Annotated in this window: 21 protein-coding genes; 1 reads left to right on the top strand and 20 read right to left on the bottom strand. The window is 34.3% G+C overall.

The window, feature by feature from the left end:
* The 3 genes from BUA98_RS12410 to BUA98_RS12400 all read right to left on the bottom strand — a co-directional run bounded on the left by BUA98_RS12410 (nucleotide 1) and on the right by BUA98_RS12400 (nucleotide 2,116).
* Nucleotides 1-306, bottom strand: a complete 306-nt coding sequence (locus tag BUA98_RS12410) for a type II toxin-antitoxin system RelE/ParE family toxin (RefSeq protein WP_072972913.1) — start codon at nucleotides 304-306, stop codon at nucleotides 1-3.
* On the bottom strand, nucleotides 282-590 hold the full coding sequence (locus BUA98_RS12405) for a hypothetical protein (RefSeq protein WP_072972912.1): 309 nt from the start codon (nucleotides 588-590) through the stop codon (nucleotides 282-284). The genes BUA98_RS12410 and BUA98_RS12405 overlap by 25 nt, the downstream gene beginning before the upstream one ends.
* Before the next feature lie 68 nt (nucleotides 591-658).
* Nucleotides 659-2,116, bottom strand: coding sequence for a CCA tRNA nucleotidyltransferase (locus BUA98_RS12400; RefSeq protein WP_072972911.1), 1,458 nt, complete (start codon nucleotides 2,114-2,116; stop codon nucleotides 659-661).
* 399 nt (nucleotides 2,117-2,515) lie between these two features.
* Between BUA98_RS12400 and yaaA the strand changes: the two genes are divergently transcribed.
* Nucleotides 2,516-3,274, top strand: coding sequence for a peroxide stress protein YaaA (yaaA, locus tag BUA98_RS12395; RefSeq protein ID WP_072972910.1), 759 nt, complete (start codon nucleotides 2,516-2,518; stop codon nucleotides 3,272-3,274).
* A 206-nt stretch (nucleotides 3,275-3,480) separates the two neighbouring features.
* Here the strand turns inward: yaaA and BUA98_RS12390 are convergent, their stop codons facing one another.
* The 17 genes from BUA98_RS12390 to BUA98_RS12310 form a co-directional block, all read right to left on the bottom strand.
* Nucleotides 3,481-5,070: a DHA2 family efflux MFS transporter permease subunit gene (locus BUA98_RS12390; protein WP_072972909.1), complete on the bottom strand. Its 1,590-nt coding sequence runs from the start codon at nucleotides 5,068-5,070 to the stop codon at nucleotides 3,481-3,483.
* Nucleotides 5,071-5,074: 4 nt separating this feature from the next.
* Nucleotides 5,075-6,154, bottom strand: coding sequence for an HlyD family secretion protein (locus BUA98_RS12385; RefSeq protein WP_072972908.1), 1,080 nt, complete (start codon nucleotides 6,152-6,154; stop codon nucleotides 5,075-5,077).
* A 12-nt stretch (nucleotides 6,155-6,166) separates the two neighbouring features.
* A complete protein-coding gene (locus BUA98_RS12380; RefSeq protein WP_072972906.1) occupies nucleotides 6,167-7,489 on the bottom strand; it encodes a TolC family protein in 1,323 nt (440 codons plus the stop codon).
* Nucleotides 7,479-8,108, bottom strand: a complete 630-nt coding sequence (locus BUA98_RS12375; RefSeq protein WP_072972904.1) for a TetR/AcrR family transcriptional regulator — start codon at nucleotides 8,106-8,108, stop codon at nucleotides 7,479-7,481. Before BUA98_RS12375 ends, BUA98_RS12380 begins: the two co-directional genes overlap by 11 nt.
* Before the next feature lie 125 nt (nucleotides 8,109-8,233).
* Entirely contained in the window at nucleotides 8,234-9,856 is a 1,623-nt protein-coding gene (locus BUA98_RS12370; RefSeq protein WP_072972902.1) for a M1 family metallopeptidase, read from the bottom strand.
* 104 nt (nucleotides 9,857-9,960) lie between these two features.
* Nucleotides 9,961-10,722 carry a tryptophan synthase subunit alpha gene (gene trpA, locus BUA98_RS12365; RefSeq protein WP_072972900.1) on the bottom strand — a complete coding sequence of 254 codons (762 nt, stop codon included), beginning with the start codon at nucleotides 10,720-10,722 and terminating at the stop codon, nucleotides 9,961-9,963.
* Between the two features lie 231 nt (nucleotides 10,723-10,953).
* Nucleotides 10,954-11,691, bottom strand: coding sequence for a carbon-nitrogen hydrolase family protein (locus tag BUA98_RS12360; protein WP_072972898.1), 738 nt, complete (start codon nucleotides 11,689-11,691; stop codon nucleotides 10,954-10,956).
* Nucleotides 11,692-11,702: 11 nt separating this feature from the next.
* Nucleotides 11,703-12,020, bottom strand: coding sequence for a gamma-glutamylcyclotransferase family protein (locus tag BUA98_RS12355; protein WP_072972896.1), 318 nt, complete (start codon nucleotides 12,018-12,020; stop codon nucleotides 11,703-11,705).
* Between the two features lie 23 nt (nucleotides 12,021-12,043).
* Nucleotides 12,044-13,225 (bottom strand): tryptophan synthase subunit beta, encoded by a 1,182-nt coding sequence (gene trpB / locus BUA98_RS12350; protein WP_072972894.1) that lies wholly within the window; start codon nucleotides 13,223-13,225, stop codon nucleotides 12,044-12,046.
* A gap of 12 nt (nucleotides 13,226-13,237) precedes the next feature.
* Complete coding sequence (locus BUA98_RS12345) at nucleotides 13,238-13,870, bottom strand: phosphoribosylanthranilate isomerase (RefSeq protein WP_072973304.1); 633 nt, start codon at nucleotides 13,868-13,870, stop codon at nucleotides 13,238-13,240.
* A 114-nt stretch (nucleotides 13,871-13,984) separates the two neighbouring features.
* Nucleotides 13,985-14,770, bottom strand: coding sequence for an indole-3-glycerol phosphate synthase TrpC (gene trpC, locus BUA98_RS12340; RefSeq protein ID WP_072972892.1), 786 nt, complete (start codon nucleotides 14,768-14,770; stop codon nucleotides 13,985-13,987).
* 73 nt (nucleotides 14,771-14,843) lie between these two features.
* The gene (gene trpD, locus BUA98_RS12335) at nucleotides 14,844-15,836 is read right to left on the bottom strand and encodes an anthranilate phosphoribosyltransferase (protein ID WP_072972890.1); all 993 of its coding nucleotides are present in this window, start codon (nucleotides 15,834-15,836) and stop codon (nucleotides 14,844-14,846) included.
* A gap of 137 nt (nucleotides 15,837-15,973) precedes the next feature.
* A complete protein-coding gene (locus BUA98_RS12330; RefSeq protein WP_072972888.1) occupies nucleotides 15,974-16,381 on the bottom strand; it encodes a GNAT family N-acetyltransferase in 408 nt (135 codons plus the stop codon).
* A 147-nt stretch (nucleotides 16,382-16,528) separates the two neighbouring features.
* Nucleotides 16,529-17,095, bottom strand: coding sequence for an anthranilate synthase component II (locus tag BUA98_RS12325; protein ID WP_056195974.1), 567 nt, complete (start codon nucleotides 17,093-17,095; stop codon nucleotides 16,529-16,531).
* Nucleotides 17,096-17,186: 91 nt separating this feature from the next.
* Nucleotides 17,187-17,630, bottom strand: coding sequence for a hypothetical protein (locus BUA98_RS12320; protein ID WP_072972886.1), 444 nt, complete (start codon nucleotides 17,628-17,630; stop codon nucleotides 17,187-17,189).
* Nucleotides 17,631-17,847: 217 nt separating this feature from the next.
* Nucleotides 17,848-19,248, bottom strand: coding sequence for an anthranilate synthase component I family protein (locus tag BUA98_RS12315; protein WP_072972885.1), 1,401 nt, complete (start codon nucleotides 19,246-19,248; stop codon nucleotides 17,848-17,850).
* A 298-nt stretch (nucleotides 19,249-19,546) separates the two neighbouring features.
* On the bottom strand, nucleotides 19,547-20,827 hold the full coding sequence (locus BUA98_RS12310) for a hypothetical protein (protein ID WP_072972882.1): 1,281 nt from the start codon (nucleotides 20,825-20,827) through the stop codon (nucleotides 19,547-19,549).
* Nucleotides 20,828-20,878: the final 51 nt, after the last annotated feature.

Here is a 20,878-nt window from a genome sequence, read left to right as displayed (position 1 = left end):
TTATCTGAAAGGGAAATTTTCTGGATTTTGTCTGGTATCCCAAATATCCAAAATTGTAATTTGAGTACTTGAAATGTGATAGATTAATTCAAAATGACTTGCAATTTTAAGTCGGACATTTATATCATTTGATTCAATCGAACTTTCTGGAAAATTTACTATTTGATTTAATGATTCTTGAAACAAAGCATTTAATTTTCTACTGTAAGTTGTTGATTTATTTCTTTGATTCCAATATAAGAAAATTGCATATTTTGATTCTTTTGCAAAGTCGGTCCAAACTATTTTTCTTGTTCTTTGAACCATTTTTCTAATTCTATTTGCGCTTCTTCATTCGAGATCCACTGTCCGTTTTCATATTGCTCCAGTGCAATGTTTATTTTTTTTTGTTCAGCTTCGGAAAAAATTCTAATATTTCTGGTTTTTGAACTTTTATATTCGATTGCCGGTTCATTAACTATAGATGAATTTTCTTCTGATACTTCATAATTGTTTTCTTCCAATAAAGATTTTATTTTTAACAATAAATCAATGTCAGTTGTTTCGCTTATTTTTTTAAATAGATAGAGTTTTAATTCGGATGTTGTCATAACTTATTTTTTTACAAAATTAAGTAAATTTTCCTACAATTTTAAAGTAAGGTTTTAAACCTTTGTTACTATGCACCTTTTTTTAAACCCATTTTTTCTGCTCTTTTGATTACAAAATCATAAGCAGCCTGATATTCATTCGGAATATCACCTTCTAAAATTGCTTCTTTTACAGCTTCTTTTAAAACTCCGATTTCACGTGAAGGTTGCAAGTTGAAGATTTCCATGATTTCTTCACCAGAAATAGGCGGCTGAAAATTACGCACATGATCGCGTTCTTCCACTTCGACAATTTTCTTGCGGACAATATCGAAGTTTTTATGATACTTCTTGAACTTTGCTGGATTTTTGGTTGTAATATCTGCTTCGCATAAAGTCATTAAATCCTCAACATCTTCGCCGGCATCAAAAACCAAACGGCGAACAGCACTATCTGTCACAATATCCTGCGCCAAAACAATAGGGCGCGAACTCATAATGACCATTTTTTGCACAAATTTCATTTTGTGATTGAGTGGCATATGTAGGCGTTCAAATATTTTCTTAGCCATTTTTCCGCCAAGAAATTCATGACCGTGAAAAGTCCAGCCTTGTTTTTTAGTGAAACGTTTTGTCGGTGCTTTTCCAATATCGTGTAACAAAGCCGACCAACGCAACCAAACATCATCTGTATTTGGACAAATATTATCGACTACTTCTAGTGTGTGGTAAAAGTTATTTTTATGGGTATGACCTTCAATTTCTTCCACCTGATTTAAAGCTGTCAATTCAGGAAGTATAATATCTAAAAGTCCGGTTTGGTATAAAAGTAAAAATCCGATTGACGGTTTATCTGTCGAAAGAATTTTATTCAATTCATCGACAATTCTTTCTCCCGAAATAATTTTAATTCGCTCTGCGTTTTTAGTAATTGCATCAAGTGAATTTTTCTCTATTTCAAAACCTAACTGATTCGCAAAACGAATGGCACGAAGCATTCGCAAAGGATCATCAGAATAGGTTATATCAGGATCTAAAGGTGTTTTGATTGTCTTATTTTCCAAATCAGCCAACCCATCAAAAGGGTCAGAAAGATCTCCAAATGTTTTTTCGTTTAATGATAATGCCAAAGCATTTATAGTGAAATCACGACGATTTTGATCGTCTTCAAGTGTTCCATTTTCAACGATTGGATTTCGGCTATCGAAATTATAAGATTCTTTTCGGGCGCCAACAAATTCTATATCAGTATCTTCAAAACGTAACATTGCAGTTCCATAAGTCTTAAAAACCTGTACTTTTGGTTTTTTTGGAAGTAATTCAGAAACTTTCAAAGCCAGTTCGATTCCGCTTCCAACGGCAACAACATCAATGTCTTTTTTTGAGCCTCGGTTTAAAAGCAAATCACGAACAAAACCACCGATGACATAACTGTCAACGTTTAGTTCCTGAGATGCCTGCGAAATAATTCCGAAGATTTTATGTTGTAAAGCTGTTTTATAGTTTGTTTGTATAGCCACGAATTCAAGAATTTTTAAGTATGACATTTCTTTTCCTGAAGAAATTGAAACGTGTGCAAATTTACAACATAGAAAATGCCTTTTATAATCTAACGTGTACTTTTTTGAAGAAATTAATAGTTTCGATTGTCTTTTTTTGATAAAATAGCATTTATGAGATTTTAAGCTCCAGAGGAGCAGAATGTTTATAGCTAAATTTATTACGATTTTATTAAAGCTCCATGGGAGCGATATATAAATTACAGAATATTTATTATTTCACCACGCTGGGGTTTTGAAGTGCTGTACATTTCTTTTCTATAAACATTTTGTCCCGCTGGGACTTGTTACGATATTTCGCTTTTATACAGCTATCAAACAAATCAATTCTGATATCTCATTTTTAAAATTTCAATTTGTATTTTTGAATCATAGAAAAACGTACAAATGAAAATTGTTATATCGCCAGCGAAGTCACTGAATTTCGAAAAAGAATTACCAACTACTCAATATACTGAACCTTTATTTTTAAAAGAAGCGCGTCAGGTTCATAAAATTTTAAAAACTAAAAAACCAGCAGAATTATCTGAATTAATGTCTATTTCAGATAAATTATCTGATTTAAACTGGGAACGCAATCAGAAGTGGAAAACGCCTTTTTCACCTGAAAATGCACGTCCTGCCGTTTATACTTTTGACGGTGATGTTTATACCGGTTTAGATGCTTATACAATTCCACTGGAAAAATTAGATGGATTACAAGATAAACTTAGAATTCTATCCGGACTTTACGGCGTTTTAAAACCACTAGATTTAATGCAGGCGTATCGTTTAGAAATGGGAACAAAAATGCCAGTGGGTGAATACAAAAATCTACATGAATTCTGGAAACCAACCGTTACAAAAGCATTAAATAAAGAGTTGACAAAGGGGGAGTTGTTTGTGAATTTAGCCAGTAACGAATATTTTTCTGCCGTTGATGTAAAAGCATTAAAAGTTCCTGTAATTACTCCGGATTTTAAAGATTACAAAGACGGGAAATTAAAAATGATCAGTTTTTTCGCGAAAAAGGCGAGAGGTATGATGGTTCGCTATATTATTGATACCAATGCTGAAACTATTGACGATTTGAAAGGTTTTAATTATGAAGGATATCAGTTTGATGCGAATCTTTCTAAGGGGAATCATTTGGTTTTTACGAGATAGTTTTTTTAGATGCTAAGATTCTAAGTTGCTAAGACACTAAGATTTTTTGCGAAGGAGTCGGAGACTCCATTTATATTGTAGGCAGGGATTTCAATCCCTGTAATCTATGCGACACGAATAATTTTATAAAATAAAAAAGCCGGGTTAAATTAATTACCCGGCTTTTTCGTATTATAAATTATAAATCAATTATTATATTAACGCTATTAATGCATTGCATCAGCAGGATTAATCTTGTTTTTACCTCTTTTGATAAAGAGGATAATTGGAATACAACATAAGAACATGATTCCCAGATACATGAAAATGTCTATGTACGACATTACAGTACTTTGTTTCAATACAGCATAATCTATTGCCTGATAGGCTTTTTTAAGGGCAACATCGGCACTGTATCCTTTTGCCATAAAGGCGCGCTGCATTCCTTGAATACGTTGTTGCACTTCAAATTTTGCAGGATCTAGATTGTTGATCAGATTTACTCTGTGTTCCTGACTAAAACGGGTAATAAAAGTGGTAATAATAGCAATACCAAATGAACCTCCTAATTGTCTCATCATTCCGGTAAAAGCAGCTCCTTCACCAATATGTTTTCCTTTTAAAGTTGAAAGCGAAAGTGTGGTAATAGGTACAAAAAGCAATCCTAAACCAATTCCTCTTAAAATCAATGGCCAATACATATGTTCTACACCAGTATCAGGCGTCATACGAGTTTGCATCATAAAAGTAAAGAAGAAGAAAACTAAGAATCCAACTCCTACCATATAACCTTGCGGAACCCCTTTCTGGATCATGTTACCCACAAATGGCATCATGATCGCAGTGGTAATCGAACCCGGAATCAATAGTAATCCGGCATCCGTTGCGGTCCATCCTAAAATTGACTGCGTGTAAATCGGAATAATTAAAGTTGATCCGTATAATCCAAAACCAAGAATAAAACACATTACGGTTCCAATTCTTAAGTTACCATCTTTTAAAACACTTAAGTTTACAATTGGATGTTTATAGGTTAGCTCTCTCCAAATAAAAAGTATTAAACCCAGAACGGACACAACACTTAAAATCACAATTGTAGAATCGTTAAACCAATCGTCTTGTTGACCATGTTCCAGAACGAATTGTAAGGATCCAATAAAAGCGGATAACAATATAATTCCCCACCAGTCAACCTGATTTGCTTTCAATTTTTCTCCGTATTTCGGACTTCTAACAAATGTTAATGCCAAAATAGTAGCGATAATTCCTAATGGAATATTGATATAAAAGATATAAGGCCAGGAATAATTGTCTACTAAATAACCTCCCAAAGGTGGTCCTAAAGTTGGTCCCACAATAACCCCCATTCCGTAAATAGCTTGCGCCATACCACGTTTTGCAACGGGGTAACTTTCGGTAATAATAGTTTGTGCTGTTACCAGAAGGGCACCTCCACCCATTCCCTGAACAAACCTAAAAGCTACTAATTCCCAAATATTGCTTGCATTACCACATAAAAAGGAACAGACCGTAAATATTATGATAGAAGCCACAAAATAATTACGTCTTCCAAATTGCTGCGATAGCCAGCTCGTCATCGGAATTACAATTACATTCGCAATCGCGTATGCTGTAATTACCCATGCCACATCGGTCAAGGTAGCACCAAGACTTCCGCGCATGTCTGTTAGAGCTACGTTTACAATCGTAGTATCTACAATTTCCAGTAAAGCACAAAGTACCGCTGTAATTGTAATAATAACTCGTCTGTAACCGTATTCTACTAAATCGTCGTCTGCTTGTACTGCTGTTGCCATTTATTTATTTTAAATGTACGTCTACATCAACATTCATTCCTGGTCTCAAAAGTTTTACTTTCTCAGGGTCATTCGATGGATCTAAACTAATTTTTACCGGTAATCTCTGAATTGTTTTTACAAAGTTCCCTGTAGCATTGTCAGGAGGTAATAATGAAAAACGAGATCCTGTAGCTGGAGAGAATGAAGTAACAATTCCTTTAAACTCATAATTAGGATAAGCATCTACTTTTAAGCTTACTTTTTGTCCCACGATCATTTTGTTTAATTGTGTTTCTTTAAAGTTAGCTACAACCCAGGCTTCATTGTTATTGATGATGTAAAATAAAGATTGTCCTGGCTGAACCAATTGTCCTGGCTGAATATCAACTTTAGAAACCTGACCATCAATTGCAGCAGTTACAACAGTATAAGTAAGGTTTAATTTAGCAACATCCAACATTGTTTGAGCTCTTTTGATGTTTGCTGCAGCAACTTCTGTTTGTTTGTCAGAAGCTTTAGATTTAGACTCAATTACCGATTTTTGGTAAGAACTAGCTCTTTGTTGTTGCTCTAAAACACGTACTTGATTTTCAGCTTCTTCTTTTGCAGTCTGAGCTTGCTCAAATTGTTGCTTTGTAATCGTATGTGTTTTGTATAAATTATTATAACGGTTAAAATCGTTTGTAAGTTGTCTCAATCTGATTTTTGCACTTTCGATAGAACCGCTTGCAGATCTCATATTGGCATCTGAAACATTGATACTTGCGTAAGCACTTCCAATGTCTGCTTTTGCAGCTTCATATTGGCCTTCAGCTCCTAATAAAGCAGCATTTGCTTCGTCAATTTTTAATTGGTAATCTCTCTTATCGATAGTAAATAAAGTATCTCCCTTTTTTACAAAGTCATTATCTTTTACATACACTTTGCTAATGTATCCAGATACTCTCGGAATAATCGGATTCATTTTTTTCTCAATCTGAGCATCATCCGTTTCTTCGTGAGCTTGTCCGTGTAAGTATTTTGATACTCCGTAAGTTCCCCCCAATAAAACCAAAACGGTTAGTATAATGATGAATTTAGTATTTGTTTTTTTCTTTTCCATGAGAGCTATCGATTATATTTTAGAAAGATTGAATGATTGAGATAATTGTCCTGATACTGAAAGTAATTCGTAATATTTTTGAATTATAGTGGCTTTAGATAAAGCGGTATTGATTTTGGCACTTAAATGCTCAACATCAGCTTCAACTAAATCATTTGTGTCTGATAGGCCATTGTCGAATTTATCTTTCACAAGTCTATAGTTTTCAGATGCTTGTTGAAGTGCTTCGTCATAAACTACGCTTTGATTGATCGCTAAGTCATAATCTTCAATAGATTTCTGAACTTCATTTTTAATACGATCAGTCAAAATTGCTTCTGAACTTTTTGCTTCTAAAGCTTGGCTTTCAGCAACTTTTACATGTGCACTGTTTTTATAGAGACCTGAGATATCATATGATAAACCAAGTCCAAAATTCATTGCATATTTTACAGTAATAAAATCTTTAAGATCCAACGCTGTATATCCGCCTAATAAAGCAAGTGAAGGATAATAGCCCGCTTTTGCTATTTTGATATTAGCCTCGCTCGCTTTTTGTTGCAAACGAACTGCCTCTAAATCTTTTCTGTTTTCAAGTGCCACTACATCAGATGATGGAGCATTGCTTGTTTTCAAGCTAAAGAAATCCCCTTCATTAACAGTCAATTTTACACTTGGATCTAACTTAAGTAAAGTAGTCAGATAAAAGTTAATATTGTTGATATTGTTGTTAGCTTCATCAATAGATAATTGTGTTTTTGAAACCAATAATTGTGCTTTCAATAAATCATTTCTTGGAATGATTCCGTTTTTCTCTAGTTCTGTAAAATCAGTAACACGCTGTTTTGCCTGTTTTTGATTTTCGTTTAAAAGATCCAACGTTTTTTGCGCTTTGTATAAGGCAGTGTAATAAGTGATTACACGCAAAGCAACATCTTCTTTTGTTTTGGCAGCATAAGCACTTTCAGCTTCATATAAATTATCATAAGCTTCGATGCTGTTCTGAATTTTAAATCCAGAAAATATTGGCAAACTAAGCGTTGCCATTCCTAACAATGCCTGATCCGGAGATGGCATTGGCTCGGCACTAGCCTGATCATTATGCATATCGATTGAAGCTTTTGTCAATCGTTGATATTGTCCTGAAACTTTAATATCTGGATATTGATTGTTTTTGACCTCTTGTAACTCGTATTTTTTTGAGTTTACCTTAGTGTTGGCAAGTGTAACTTCGTTACTTTTTTCCCAAGCCATTTTTACAGCTTCGTCTAAGGTTAAACTTGTTTTTTCTTGTGCCTCTATTGATGAGATTCCGATGAAGAAAATACCAAAGAGCAATAATGGATTAATTTTCATAAACAAGTAGCGCTTTTATAGTTTGTTGAATGTGCTTTGTAAGACTGGTTTTAATGTAATTATTATACATTTCTTCGGTTTTTAAATTTAGTAACTCCACAAAAAAAGATTTATTCATGTGAAAGTGAAAAAAGGTTCCGATGATGGTTGGCGTAAGAAGCGGAATTATAACATCTTTCCTAAAAACGCCTTTTGCCTGCCCTTGTGCGATAATCGTTTCTACAGATTTTAAATTTCCTTTTTTTAATTCAGTAAAAGCGATCATGCTTTTTTCTCTTTTTTCTGAATTGAGTTCAAAATGTAAAACTCTGAAAATCCCTTTGTTACAACTGATTCTGTTAATGTAAATTTCGATTAATTTATTGACTTTTTCAATAGGTTCGAGATTTTCTTGCAGTAAATTTTCGAGTTGCAATTTTAAATCAGAAGTTTTGTAAAGAATTAAAGCTTCCAGTAGTCTTTCTTTTGAGCCAAAATAATACGAAACCATTGCAATATTAATTTTTGCATGTTTCGATATATCCCGTATCGATGTCCCCTCAAATCCTTTCTCAGAAAAAAGCTTTTCAGCAACCTCCAGAATCTGAATTTTTTTATCGTTTAATTCGATGTTTGACATAGTAGTGTTTCTAATCGGGTACAAAATTAAACAAGTGTTTAAATTAAACGATCGTTTAATTTTTGTTTAACATAATATTAACATAAAACGCTGTAGTGTTTTATGGGTTACTTTGGTTAAATCTACTACGTTTTCCTGGTTGTGATATAAAAATTAATATCAATTTTTAGAGTGTCGTCTGGCAATAGTTTTTTTACATCCATTGATTTCCATGTGGTTGTTGGGTAAATCCAGATATCTTTTGTAAGATTGGTTTTAATTGGCATCGCAAAATTATCATTACAGTTGCTGTAGCGATAAAGCAGTTGATTGTCTTTTATTTGATATTCTAAAACGGGAACAAGATTAGTTCTCAAATATTGATCAAACAAGTATTGAAAGTCAATAGCTGTATTTAAACTGATATAATTTTCTATTTGTTTTGTGGTAACAATTTTATGGTAGAAATCACGATTCAGGCCCTGAAGGACTTCTCTATATTTTGAATCGTTATCGACAATACTTTTAATCATATGCAAAATAGCCCATCCCTTTACATAATTGTCCTGGCTTCCATCTTCATTTATGCCGTAGCGCGCTATTATGGGCTTGTCGTTTTCTATAGTTCTAAATCTTCCAGCCATGAATTCATTACCAGCTTGTGTGCCAGATATGTCGGCGATAACAAGTTCTTCTGCAAGACCGGCAAATCCTTCCTGAATCCATCGGTCTGCAATATCAGCAGCGGTCATATTGTTGCCAAACCATTCGTGAGCCATTTCATGAACGATTATTTTATCTGTTTTTTTGCCCCAGCCGGTATTCGAGATATCACCGCCTTTTTTATTTGTACCTCTTTTATATCCACCTCCGTAGGCAATAGCACTCTGATGCTCCATTCCAATATAAGGTGCATCTGCCATTTTAAAACCATCGTCATAAAAAGGGAAGGCGCCAAACCAACGTTCTAAGGATTTCATTGTGGTATTCACTTCAGGAATCATATGCTTTTCAGCTTTGGTCTTATTGTAGTCAAGAACCCAGTAATCCATAGTTAATTTGCCTTTTTTGCCTTGATATAATTGACTAATATTTATATATTTTCCAATATAAAATGAAATCCCGTAATGACTTATCGGATTTTTAACTTCCCATTGATAGGTTTGAGTACCGTCATGATTTTTGATTTTATTTTTTAATCGCCCGTTTGAGATCGCAATTAAGGTATCTGGAGTAGTAACAGCAATCGAAGCCCCGTGATCGGGCTCATCATACATTGTATTTTTGCAGGGGTACCATAAACTTGCTCCCTTGTATTGGCAGGCTACTGAAATCCAAGGCCTGTTTAAGGAATCTTTAGCCCATACTAATCCGCCATCCCAAGGAGGTTTTATCGATTCTGTTGGTTTTCCAGAATAATAAATCGTGATTTTGTTTTTTTTAGAAGCTTGATTTTTAGGTAATTTTAAATACCAGATATTCTGATTTTGTGTAAAATCGACTTTTTTTTCTTTTTGAAATACACTATCAATTTTAAGGGGACTTACTAAGTCAATCTGCATTAAGTCTGAATGCTTTTTGTCTATAACGGTATATTCGATTACATTTTTTCCTGTTATTGTTTTATTGACATAATCAGGTTTAATGCTTAAAGCATAATGCTGAATATCCCACCAAATACGTTCCTGAGTTATTGAACCATTCAGGGTATCTTGTTTGGTTGGGATATTCAACTTTTGATTTTCCTGACCTTGTACTGAGTAAAACATCAGATTTAGAATCAGGAAAAAAAGTATTTTTTTACAAATTATCAAATGTTTGATCATAACACGGATTTTAAATTAACTTAAAAATCCCTGTAAATTACATTTAATTAGCGAATATCTCCAACAAACGCTGCAATTTTTTGTGAACCGCTTTCACTCAAATGTTTAATAAAAGCACTTCCGATAATAGCACCTTTTGCATATTTCGTAGCCTGATTAAAAGTTTCTTTATTCGAAATTCCAAAACCAACAATTTGAGGATTCTTCAAATTCATGTTCCCGATTCTCTCAAAGTAACTTTCCTGAATATTTCCAAATCCAGATTGAGATCCGGTAACGCTAGCAGAACTTACCATATAAATAAATCCGTTTGAAACGCTGTCAATAAAACGAATTCGTTCGTCTGAAGTTTGTGGTGTTATCAAAAACACGTTTATTAATCCGTATTTTTCGAAAATAGCTTTGTACTCGTCTGCATAAACATCAACAGGTAAATCCGGAATAATTAAACCGTCGATACCAATTTCTGCACATTTTTTACAGAAGGCTTCAACTCCATATTGCAGCATCGGATTAAAATAGCCCATGATAATCAACGGAATTTTTACGCTTTCGCGGATGTTCTTCAGCTGATCAAAAAGTATTTGAGTCGTCATTCCGTTATGAAGCGCCGTTGTTGAACTCGCCTGAATCGTTGGGCCATCTGCCAAAGGATCGCTAAAAGGCAAGCCAATTTCGATTAAGTCAACGCCATTTTTTTCTAAATCCTGAATAATCTGAACCGTATCATTTAAGTTAGGATATCCGGCAGAAAAATAGATAGAAAGTATTTTTTTATCTTCTTGTAATTTTTGAGTTATTCTGTTCATTTCTTTTATGTTTTTCTCCTAACAGGTTTTTAAAACCTGTTAGGTATTTTATTAAGTTACTTTTTCCAGCTACGTAGATTTTTGTTTCACGCAGATTCTGCAGATTAGAGCAGATTTAATTAAAAATTGTTAAAATAAATCTGCGCCAATCTGCCTAAATCTATTTAAATCTGCGTGAAATAAATTTCAGGCAGTAATCAATGAAAATCTTTTAATCTGTGGCATTATTTTTTAAATCTTGATAACTTTGCTTGTCCAATTGCCATTTTTATTTTCAACTAATAATAGTCCAGAATCCGAGTCATTCATTTGTCCAACCAATTCACCTTTATTATTCCAAAAAGCACTTTGACCTGCTGAAGGATAACCCCATGATTCTCCACTGAAATTAGACATCAAAACATTCATTTTATGTTTCTCAGCATAACTTTGCAAATCGCGATATGCATTCGGAATCCCGTTTGGTGTAAAAAAAATACTGGCTATGTAAATATCAGTTGCTCTTTTACAGGCATTTTCAGGATGCTGTGGATTATCAATATCCGCACAAATGGCAAATGAAATCTTTTGATCTTCAATTGTAATCATCGGATTATAATCAAAGGAAGGTTGAAAAAACTCATCTTCACCTTCATGTAAAAACTGTTTCGTATAAATGGAGACTGAATTATCAGGAGCAATAACAAATTCTCCAATGAACATTTGATCTTCGATTTGAATTGGAGCACCGGCAACAATAATAATATTGTTTTTAGAAGCCAGATGTTTCAAATGATCCAGTCGTGAATCGTCTTTTTTGAAAGCCAGTTTTTGAGCATTTTCTCTTTCGTAACCTGTAATAGACATTTCGGGAAATGCTATTAATTGTGCTCCGTATTGCACCGCCAATTCGATAAGACGATAATGATCTTCTAAATTCGCTTCAATATTTCCCCTGGTTGGTTTTGTTTGTGCTGCTGCTAGAATCATTTCTGGTGTTATTAATTTTCTATATAAATCCAGGCAACGATTCCTGAGTTCAATGTAACTTCAACTCTTTTATAAGCATTAGATTCGAATATGTCTATTTTAGCTAAATCCGAAGGTGAAATATTGTAAACAATACCATGTATAGGATCTGTAGCATCTTCTGTTGGTACTGCTACAACATAATCGGCCATTCCAAATTCTTCTTCGATCTGCAGACTTTTCAGTTTGTGATTCAAAAGTTGATCTTTAGTTCCAGTCAATACTTTATTAAAAAGCTGCATTTGAATCTGCTTTGACCTTAATGTTCCGTAAGAGAATAACTTTTCCATAATTATGATTTTCTCGTTTTATTTTACAACTTAAAATAATCAATATAATTGTCTAAATCTTTATCACCACGTCCCGAAAGGCTGATGACAACAATATCTGTTGGTTTAAATTTCTTTTGATCTAAAACTGCAAATGCATGCGCACTCTCGATCGCTGGAATAATTCCTTCTAATTTAGTCAATTGCAAACCTGCATTCATTGCATCGTCATCGGTAACAGAGAAAAATTCTCCGCGTCCGGTTTGTGCTAAATGCGCGTGCATTGGACCAACTCCAGGATAATCTAAACCAGCCGAGATCGAATACGGCTCGGTAATTTGTCCGTCAGGAGTTTGCATCAAAAGGGTTTTGCAACCGTGAATAACACCTACTTTTCCTAATTTACTTGTTGCTGCGCTGTGGCCGCTGTCAACACCTTTTCCTGCAGCTTCAACAGCTATGATTCCAACTTGTGGCTCGTGCAAAAAGTGGTAATAGGTTCCGGCTGCGTTACTTCCTCCGCCGATGCAAGCTACAACATAATCAGGGTTTTCGCGACCTTCTTTTTCTTTTAACTGCCATTTTATTTCTTCGGAAATTACACTTTGAAAACGCGTAACCATATCCGGATAAGGATGCGGGCCAATAGCTGATCCAATAATATAATGGGTGTCAACCGGATTGTTTATCCAGTCACGAATCGCTTCGTTTGTGGCATCTTTCAACGTTTTTGAACCCGAAAGTGCCGGACGAACTTCTGCACCTAACATTTTCATACGAGCCACATTTGGTGCCTGGCGCGCAATGTCAATTTCGCCCATATAAACGATACATTCCATTCCCATTAAAGCACAAACTGTAGCCGTAGCAACACCATGTTGACCAGCTCCGGTTTCAGCTATAATTCTTTTTTTGCCTAATTTTTTAGCAACCAAAATTTGTCCAATTGTATTGTTGACTTTGTGCGCGCCGGTATGATTTAAGTCTTCTCTTTTTAAATAGACTTTGGTGTTGTATTTTTCAGATAAACGCTTCGCAAAATAAAGCGGGCTAGGGCGTCCAACATAATCTTTTAATAACTGATCAAATTCAGTTTTAAAATCGGGTTCGCTTGTTATTTTTAAATAATTCTGACGTAATTCTTCTACATTCGGATATAACATTTCGGGAATGTAAGCTCCTCCAAATTCTCCGTAATATCCTTTTTCGTTAACGTTAAAGTTCATTTCGTTTCAAGTTTAAAAGTTGGCAACATCAAATTTTCGTTTGAAATTGCTAAATAGATTTTTGTTTTTCAGCCCCGGTTCGATTTCAAATTTACTATTTACATCAATAGCATAAATAGGTAAATTACTTTTTGAAATTTCTTCGATCGCTTTTAATTCATTTATTCCGATGCCGCCACTCAAAAAGAATGGTTTATCAGACTTGTATTTTTTTAATATCGTCCAGTCAAAAGTGGTTCCGTTACCGCCTGGCAGTTTTCCTTTGGTATCAAAAAGGAAAAAATCAGCAACCGCTTCAAAAGGCTTTATGGTTTCAAAATCAAAATTTTCATCAGCAGAAAATGCTTTTATGATTTCGATTTTTTTTGGTAATTGTTTTTTTAATTCTAATAAAAATTCAACAGCCTCATTTCCGTGTAATTGAACGGCTTGTAAATTGTATTTCTGAACTTTTTCCAGAATTTCTTCCTGAGACTGATTTACAAATACGCCCACTTTTTTGACCGTTTCTATCAGTTCCGGAATTTCTCCGTTAAAGTATCTCGCGGATTTCTCCCAGAAAATAAATCCCATATAATCGGGTAGGAGTGCACCTACTTCGAGTATGTTTTCAGGATATTTCATTCCGCATATTTTGAGTTTCATTTTTTTTGATGTTTTTGCCACGAAGGCGCTAAGACACAAAGTTTTTATTTTTACCATTAATTTCACGAAGTAGCACAAATTAAATTTGCGCCTTAGTGACTTTGTGGCAAATTTTTATAGACTTAGCTTATTTATAAATTGTGTTGCGGCTTCGCCGGCGTTGTCTGTTTTCATGAAGTTTTCTCCAATTAGAAATCCGCTGTAACCATAAGGCCTTAATTCTGAAATTGCTTCTATTGATGAGATGCCGCTTTCTGAGACTTTCACAAAATCATTCGGGATTTGTGCTGCCAGTTGTTTACTGAAATCCAAACTTACTTCAAACGTTTTTAGGTTTCTGTTGTTTACGCCAATCATATCTAAGCTCGGCATAATCGATTTTTCCAGTTCTTCCTGATTGTGAACTTCAAGTAAAACTTCTAAGCCTAATTTCTTTGCAAATTCAGATAGGGATTTGATTTCTTCACGCGTTAAAACGGCTGCGATCAATAAAATTAAATCGGCTCCAAAAGCTTTGGCTTCTAAAATCTGGTATTCATCAACAATAAATTCTTTTCGCAAAAGCGGAATATTTACACTTGCTCTTGCCAAAAGCAAATCGTCTAAAGAGCCTCCAAAATATTTTCCGTCAGTTAGAACTGAAATTCCGCACGCTCCTGCATTTTCATATCCTTTTACTACTTCTTCAACCGTAAAACTATGATTGATTACTGATTTTGATGGAGAACGGCGTTTGTGTTCTGCAATAATTCCAGTTGAACTTGTTCTCAGTTTTTGACTTAAAGAAATCGTTTCTCTTCCAAAAAATACTGAACTTTCCAATTGTGAAACGGGAATGATTGATTTTTTAAGAACGACTTCTCGCTGTTTATCAAATATTATTTTATCTAAAATATTCATGTTGTTATTTTTGCCACAAAGACACAAAGGCGCAAATTTATTAGTGCAAATTCGTGAAATTTGTGTTTGTTTTTTATTTACTTAATTCTTGTAACGTTGTCAGTGCTTTTAATCCTTTTCCTGAGAATAAACTTTCTTTTGCTAATTCAAATCCTTCTAACGGAGAACATTTGGTGACAGTTGCAATTGCCATTGCGGCATTGGCTAAAACCACATTGTTTTGAGCTTCCGTTCCTTTTCCTGAAATGATATTAGTGAACATTTCTGCTGATTCTTCGATTGTTTTCCCACCTTCAATTTCAGTTTGAGATAGAAGTCTAACTCCAAAATCAGAAGGGTTTAACATACCTTCCATATGTGATGTTATCGTTTTGGTTGGCCCTGTTAAGGAAATTTCGTCATATCCATCAAGCGAATGAAGTATTGTGAAATTGATATCAGTATTTTGGTATAAATAAGCATACATTCTGGCTAGTTCCAAATTGAAAACGCCTACCAATTGATTTTGTGGAAACGACGGATTTACCATTGGCCCCAACATATTAAAGAACGTTTTTACCGCCAGTTCTTTTCTGATTGGCCCAACATTTTTCATTGCCGGGTGGAATAGGGGAGCGTGTAAAACGCAAATTCCGGCTTTGTCAATACATTTTTCCAAAAAGGAAGGATCGTTACTGAATTTAATTCCCATTTTTTCCATTACGTTACTTGATCCTGAAATAGAGGATACTCCGTAATTCCCGTGTTTTGCCACTTTTATTCCTGCTCCTGCTGATATAAACGATGCTAAAGTGGAGATGTTAAAAGTATCTTTTCCATCGCCACCCGTTCCGCATAAATCGATGGTATTATAAGCTGATAAATCAACACAAATGCACAATTCTAATAAAGCTTCACGAAATCCCGAAAGCTCGTCAATAGTAATACTGCGCATCATAAATACGGTCAAAAATGCCGAAATCTGACTTGGATTATAATTTCCACTTGAGATATTAATCAATACGTCTTTGGCTTCTTCTTTTGTAAGCACTTCGTGGTTGATTAATTTATTTAATATAGTTTTCATTTATGTGAGTCTTAAAGTCAAAAGTCGAAAGTCTTAAAGTATTTTGACTTTTGATATTTTTAGTTTTTTCTATCTATAATTTTTCGCGCCGCATTTGACTTTATGACTTTCGACATTCAGACTTTACGACTAATTTATTAATGTTCATTTCCCTGATAAATCCACATGGGCTCTGTTTTTCCGGCTCTTTCGAATCCGTTCTTTTTGTAAAAATCAACTGATTTTCCGTCTGCGGTTAACATTTGCATGTGAAAGTGACTGTATTTCTCCTGCATTTTATCGACAATCATTTTTCCGATTCCCTTTCCCTGATAATCAGGAAGCACCAATAAATGAGGATAATAAACCGTTAAAAATCCATCAGAAATTGCATTCCCAAGACCAACTAACTTTTTTCCTTCCCAAGCTGTTATTAAAGTCTCTGAATTCAAAAGACCATTATATAATTCATTTGGTTTATTTGCCGAACTCCATTCATTGGCTTTGTATAAAATCAAAATGTCTTGAATGTTGATTTCTTTTGTTTCTGAAAGTTTTATTTCCATAAGTCTTAAAGTCTAAAGTCGAAGGTCTTAAAGTCTTCGAACTTGATGTTTTTTATAAAGTTGATTAAATGTTTTAGTTTTAATAAGAAAGATTAAATTCTATGTATTGACTTTATGACTTTCGACTTTAAAACTTTTGACTAACCTCTAACTCTTTATCCAATTCTCTAATATCAATTTCCCTTTTGGAGTCAACACACTTTCCGGGTGAAACTGAACGCCTCTTACGTCAAAAGTTTTGTGTCTTAGCGACATAATTTGTCCGTTTTCATCTATTGAAGTTGCTTCTAAAACATCTGGTAAATTAGCATCAACAACCCACGAATGATATCTTCCTACTTCAAATTCATTTCCTAAACCTTCGAACAAAATTTCATCTGAAACTACCGTTTTTACATTTGTCGCCACACCGTGATATACTTTATCAAGGTTTGAAAGCGTTCCGCCAAAAACTTCTCCAATAGCCTGCTGTCCCAAACAAACACCCAAAATGCTTTTTGTCGGTCCGTATTTCTGAATTACTTCTTTTAATAAACCTGCCTCGTCCGGGATTCCAGGTCCCGGAGAAAGTAATATTTTATCGAAAGTTGCGATTTCGTCAATATCAAATTCGTCATTTCTGTAAACGGTTACTTCGCAGTTTAAATCTTCTAAATAGTGTACTAAATTATAAGTGAAACTATCGTAATTGTCTATAACTAATATTTTTTTCATTTTTTTTGAGGTGCTAAGTTACTAAGGTTCTGAGTTGCCAAGTTTCAGTAACTTGAAACTTGAAACAAAGAAAACCTGAAACTATTTTTTTTTATTTTTCTCGAACGTACTTTTCTGTAATAATTCGATTGATGCCTAATTTTTCTACTTTTTCAATTCCTTTTTGAGTAAGTGTGTCATTTTTGATTTTTACTACGAACTCAAATTTTCCATTTTCCCATTGACGGTTGTTGAAGTACTCCAGATTCTCGGTGTAAACACTATCTTTCAAAGTATATTTTCCGCCTCCGCCAAAGAATACTGCTGCTGTACTGTCTTTTCCGTTATTCAAATCATGATTAAAGAAAGCAAAATGGGTATCATTTATAATTTTAATCATTTTTGTTTTTGGATTGAAAGTCGAGAAAGTCGAATCTTTTTCTGTGGTTTCAGCTGATATGAGACGCCAGGTTCCTTCAAGTGGATTCTCTTTTTTTTCCGAATTGCAAGAGGTTATAGTAATGATTAAAAATAAAATTGAAACTGCTTTTTTCATGATTATTTATGGTTTTTATGGTTTGTTTTTTTATTGTTTCATCGGGTTTTGTCAATCCTTATCTCCAACGGTTGAAACCGTTGGCTATGCTTATAAAGCATTCTTTTCATATTTGCTTTTCAAACATTATCCAAGGTTTCAACCTCGGGAGACATAACGCTGAATATTCTGTATTTCTTTCTCTGCGACTGAATACTAAAAAACTGAATACTGATTACTATATTTTCTCTGCCATTTCCAGCGCTGTATTCAAAGCTCTTAATTTATTATAAACTTCCTGCATTTCACTTTCTTCGTCAGAGCTGGCAACAATTCCGGCTCCGGCCTGGCAATGCAATTGATGATTTTTGCTTAAGAAAGTTCGAATCATAATGGCGTGATTAAAGTTTCCATCAAAATCCATGAAACCTATTGCGCCTCCGTAGAAATTACGATTTGTTTTTTCGTAATCTTCAATCAATTGCATCGCTCTGTGTTTTGGTGCTCCGCTTAAAGTTCCGGCTGGAAAGGTATCTGCAACCACTTGCATCGTTGTGGCTTTTTCGTGTAAATGTCCCGTAACTTTCGAAACTAAGTGTATAACATGTGAGAAGAACTGAACTTCTCTGTATTTCTCTACGTTCACGTCATGTCCATTTCGGCTTAAATCGTTTCTGGCCAAATCGACCAACATTACGTGTTCGCTGTTTTCTTTTTTATCTTCAGAAAGTTGTTTGGCTAGAACCGCATCATGTTCATCGTTTCCAGTTCTTTTGAACGTTCCGGCGATTGGGTGAATTTCTGCTTTTCTATTTTTTACGATAATTTGTGCTTCGGGCGAAGACCCAAATATTTTAAAATCTCCATAATCAAAAAAGAATAAATAAGGAGATGGGTTTATACTGCGTAAAGCTCTGTAAACATTGAATTCATCACCTTTGAAACCTTGTGTAAAACGACGTGATAAAACCAATTGAAATACATCGCCCCTAAAACAATGCTTCTTTGCCAAAGCCACATTGTGTTTGAATTCCTCATCAGTTAAGTTAGAAAAACCTTCGCCTTCTTTGGTGAATTTATAAGAAGCAATATTTCTTGATTGTAACAATTGCTCAATTTCAGAAATGTTGTTTTTTCCATCAACACTATGACAAAAGATGTAGGCTTCATTTTTGAAGTGATTGATCGCAATAATGTTTTGATAAACCGCATAAAAAACATCTGGAATTAAAGTCGCACTGTCTTTTTTAGCAATTGAAACTTTCTCAAAATAGCGAACAGCATCATAAGAAATGTATCCGAATAAACCGTTATTAATGAATTTAAAATCATTTTTCTCCGATTTAAACTGGCTCGAAAATTCCTGAATTACTTGCGGAATATTAGTCGAAGCATCAATAGCAATTTGTTCTGTAGTTCCATCAGGAAAAGTTTTAGAGATGATTTCGTTTTCAATCTTAATCGTCGCAATCGGGTTGCAGCAAACGTAAGAGAAACTGTTATCATTTCCGTGATAGTCACTACTTTCCAATAATAAACTGTTTGGAAATTTATCTCTGATTTTAAAATAAATACTTACCGGCGTGATGGTATCTGCCAGGATTTGTTTGTAGTGTGTGTTGAGTATAAAAGGTTTCAATGTATATAGTTTTTTAATTTTTAGAATATTTCAGTTTAGTTTTGGCCAAAAAAAAAGGCTTGTCGTGATGACAAGCCTTTTATATTTATAGTTTTACAATACCATAGGAAGCTTTGTTCACGACGTTTGACGTAAATTCTTCCACCACCAAGTATTGTTCATTAATGTTTTCATTTTCTTATTTTGATGTCACAAAGATATAAATGTAAATTGGAATAGGAGACATAAAATTTTAAAAAAATCTTTTCTTAATTTGAAAATTTGTTAAATTTCAAAAGAAACGATGATTTTTAAATCCTTAATTTCCAATAGCAATTGTGTTGTTTTGGTTCATTCTAAAGTCGGGATTGCCTTTAATATTGGGCATTGAAAACAATTCGCTATTTTTAAGTTTAGTGTAATCCAGGAAGAAAGTTGGATTTCCGTAAAATCCTTGAATTGCCGGGTTTGCACTTCCGGATTCGCTGGTAATTCCACCATTACAATTGTTAATTATTAAATTTTTGAATGTTATTTTCGATAGATTAGCTTCGCCGTCTCCAATATTTCCTTCCAGTAAAACAAAAGGAGTAAAGCCTGAAACAATACTATTAGACAGATTAAAAAAAGTATTTTCTCTAACATAAATAGATTCCCTAACCAATCCCTGATTGTTTTCTTCTAAATTAACTAAAGTGATGTTGCTCGCATTTATTTTAGTTAATTTTTTAGTCATATCTGTATTTCCTATTTTATCATAAGAGTCAACTTCAAAACATCTTGACCCGGAAACGTCTGATGAAAAGGGGTGACGAATGGCGATACTGTTATTTATGTTGATTTGTGCTCCCTGAGTAAAATCGAAATCATCATCGGTAGTGCGATAGGAAATTAGATTATTCATGTTTAACTCACCTCCGTAACATTCAAAAGAATCATCATTAGAATAACTAACCTGAATATTGCTTAAGACCGTTTTTCTTCCAACTCCTGCTAACGAAATTCCGTTAAGTTCTTTTAGCGAACTTAATTTTCTGCCTGCATATTCAACTCTTACATATTTTAAGATTCCGGAGTTGTCTTCAGCATCCTGACCTCCGTAGTGATTTAACATTGGTTCTAAATCAAAAGGAAGAATATGAATTCCGCCAATAGTATTTATCGGAGCTTTTCCAAGAATGATAATTCCGCCCCAGTCGCCTGGTTTTCTTTCTGCAATTTCTTTGTTTGAAGTAAAAACGATAGGATCAGTTTCTAAACCTTCTGCCATAATTTTCGCGCCATTTGTAATAACAAGGGTTCCACAGGTTTTATCATCGCCTCGAATAACGGTTCCGGGTTCAATGGTTAAAGTAGCGTTATTGGTAACATAAACTACGCCAACAAGCTGATAGGTGTTGCGTTTTGTTAATCGGGTATCTTTATCTATCGTTCCGGCAATGATATTGGTTGCTTCGTTGTATTCTATTTTAGCTGGATTAAAAGTGGTCCAGTTGGACATCCAGTTGGAGGTACCGGTAATTCCTTTTGGTTGTTGTTGTGCTTGTATAAAAAAACTGCTCAGCAGCGTTAGAATTGCAATTGGTAGTTTTGTTTTCATAACTGTGATTTGAATTTCTAGTTTCTTTTTTTAGTTGCCCAAAATTAGAAG

Source organism: Flavobacterium saccharophilum (assembly GCF_900142735.1).
Classification (GTDB): Bacteria; Bacteroidota; Bacteroidia; order Flavobacteriales; family Flavobacteriaceae; genus Flavobacterium; species Flavobacterium saccharophilum.
Note: the sequence above shows the minus strand (reverse complement) of the source record. Positions and strands in the feature narration are given on the sequence as shown.

Excerpts from the sequence above, each read along its gene's own strand:
- BUA98_RS12330 (WP_072972888.1), bottom strand. The coding sequence starts at position 16,381 with ATGGAAATAAAACTTTCAGAAACAAAAGAAATCAACATTCAAGACATT.
- trpD (WP_072972890.1), bottom strand. The coding sequence starts at position 15,836 with ATGAAAACTATATTAAATAAATTAATCAACCACGAAGTGCTTACAAAA.
- trpA (WP_072972900.1), bottom strand. The coding sequence starts at position 10,722 with ATGAACAGAATAACTCAAAAATTACAAGAAGATAAAAAAATACTTTCT.
- BUA98_RS12345 (WP_072973304.1), bottom strand. The coding sequence starts at position 13,870 with ATGAAACTCAAAATATGCGGAATGAAATATCCTGAAAACATACTCGAA.
- BUA98_RS12375 (WP_072972904.1), bottom strand. The coding sequence starts at position 8,108 with ATGTCAAACATCGAATTAAACGATAAAAAAATTCAGATTCTGGAGGTT.
- BUA98_RS12370 (WP_072972902.1), bottom strand. The coding sequence starts at position 9,856 with ATGTTTTACTCAGTACAAGGTCAGGAAAATCAAAAGTTGAATATCCCA.
- yaaA (WP_072972910.1), top strand. The coding sequence starts at position 2,516 with ATGAAAATTGTTATATCGCCAGCGAAGTCACTGAATTTCGAAAAAGAA.
- BUA98_RS12405 (WP_072972912.1), bottom strand. The coding sequence starts at position 590 with ATGACAACATCCGAATTAAAACTCTATCTATTTAAAAAAATAAGCGAA.
- BUA98_RS12380 (WP_072972906.1), bottom strand. The coding sequence starts at position 7,489 with ATGAAAATTAATCCATTATTGCTCTTTGGTATTTTCTTCATCGGAATC.
- BUA98_RS12360 (WP_072972898.1), bottom strand. The coding sequence starts at position 11,691 with ATGATTCTAGCAGCAGCACAAACAAAACCAACCAGGGGAAATATTGAA.
- BUA98_RS12385 (WP_072972908.1), bottom strand. The coding sequence starts at position 6,154 with ATGGAAAAGAAAAAAACAAATACTAAATTCATCATTATACTAACCGTT.
- trpB (WP_072972894.1), bottom strand. The coding sequence starts at position 13,225 with ATGAACTTTAACGTTAACGAAAAAGGATATTACGGAGAATTTGGAGGA.
- BUA98_RS12325 (WP_056195974.1), bottom strand. The coding sequence starts at position 17,095 with ATGAAAAAAATATTAGTTATAGACAATTACGATAGTTTCACTTATAAT.
- BUA98_RS12310 (WP_072972882.1), bottom strand. The coding sequence starts at position 20,827 with ATGAAAACAAAACTACCAATTGCAATTCTAACGCTGCTGAGCAGTTTT.
- BUA98_RS12320 (WP_072972886.1), bottom strand. The coding sequence starts at position 17,630 with ATGAAAAAAGCAGTTTCAATTTTATTTTTAATCATTACTATAACCTCT.
- BUA98_RS12390 (WP_072972909.1), bottom strand. The coding sequence starts at position 5,070 with ATGGCAACAGCAGTACAAGCAGACGACGATTTAGTAGAATACGGTTAC.
- trpC (WP_072972892.1), bottom strand. The coding sequence starts at position 14,770 with ATGAATATTTTAGATAAAATAATATTTGATAAACAGCGAGAAGTCGTT.
- BUA98_RS12400 (WP_072972911.1), bottom strand. The coding sequence starts at position 2,116 with ATGTCATACTTAAAAATTCTTGAATTCGTGGCTATACAAACAAACTAT.
- BUA98_RS12355 (WP_072972896.1), bottom strand. The coding sequence starts at position 12,020 with ATGGAAAAGTTATTCTCTTACGGAACATTAAGGTCAAAGCAGATTCAA.
- BUA98_RS12410 (WP_072972913.1), bottom strand. The coding sequence starts at position 306 with ATGGTTCAAAGAACAAGAAAAATAGTTTGGACCGACTTTGCAAAAGAA.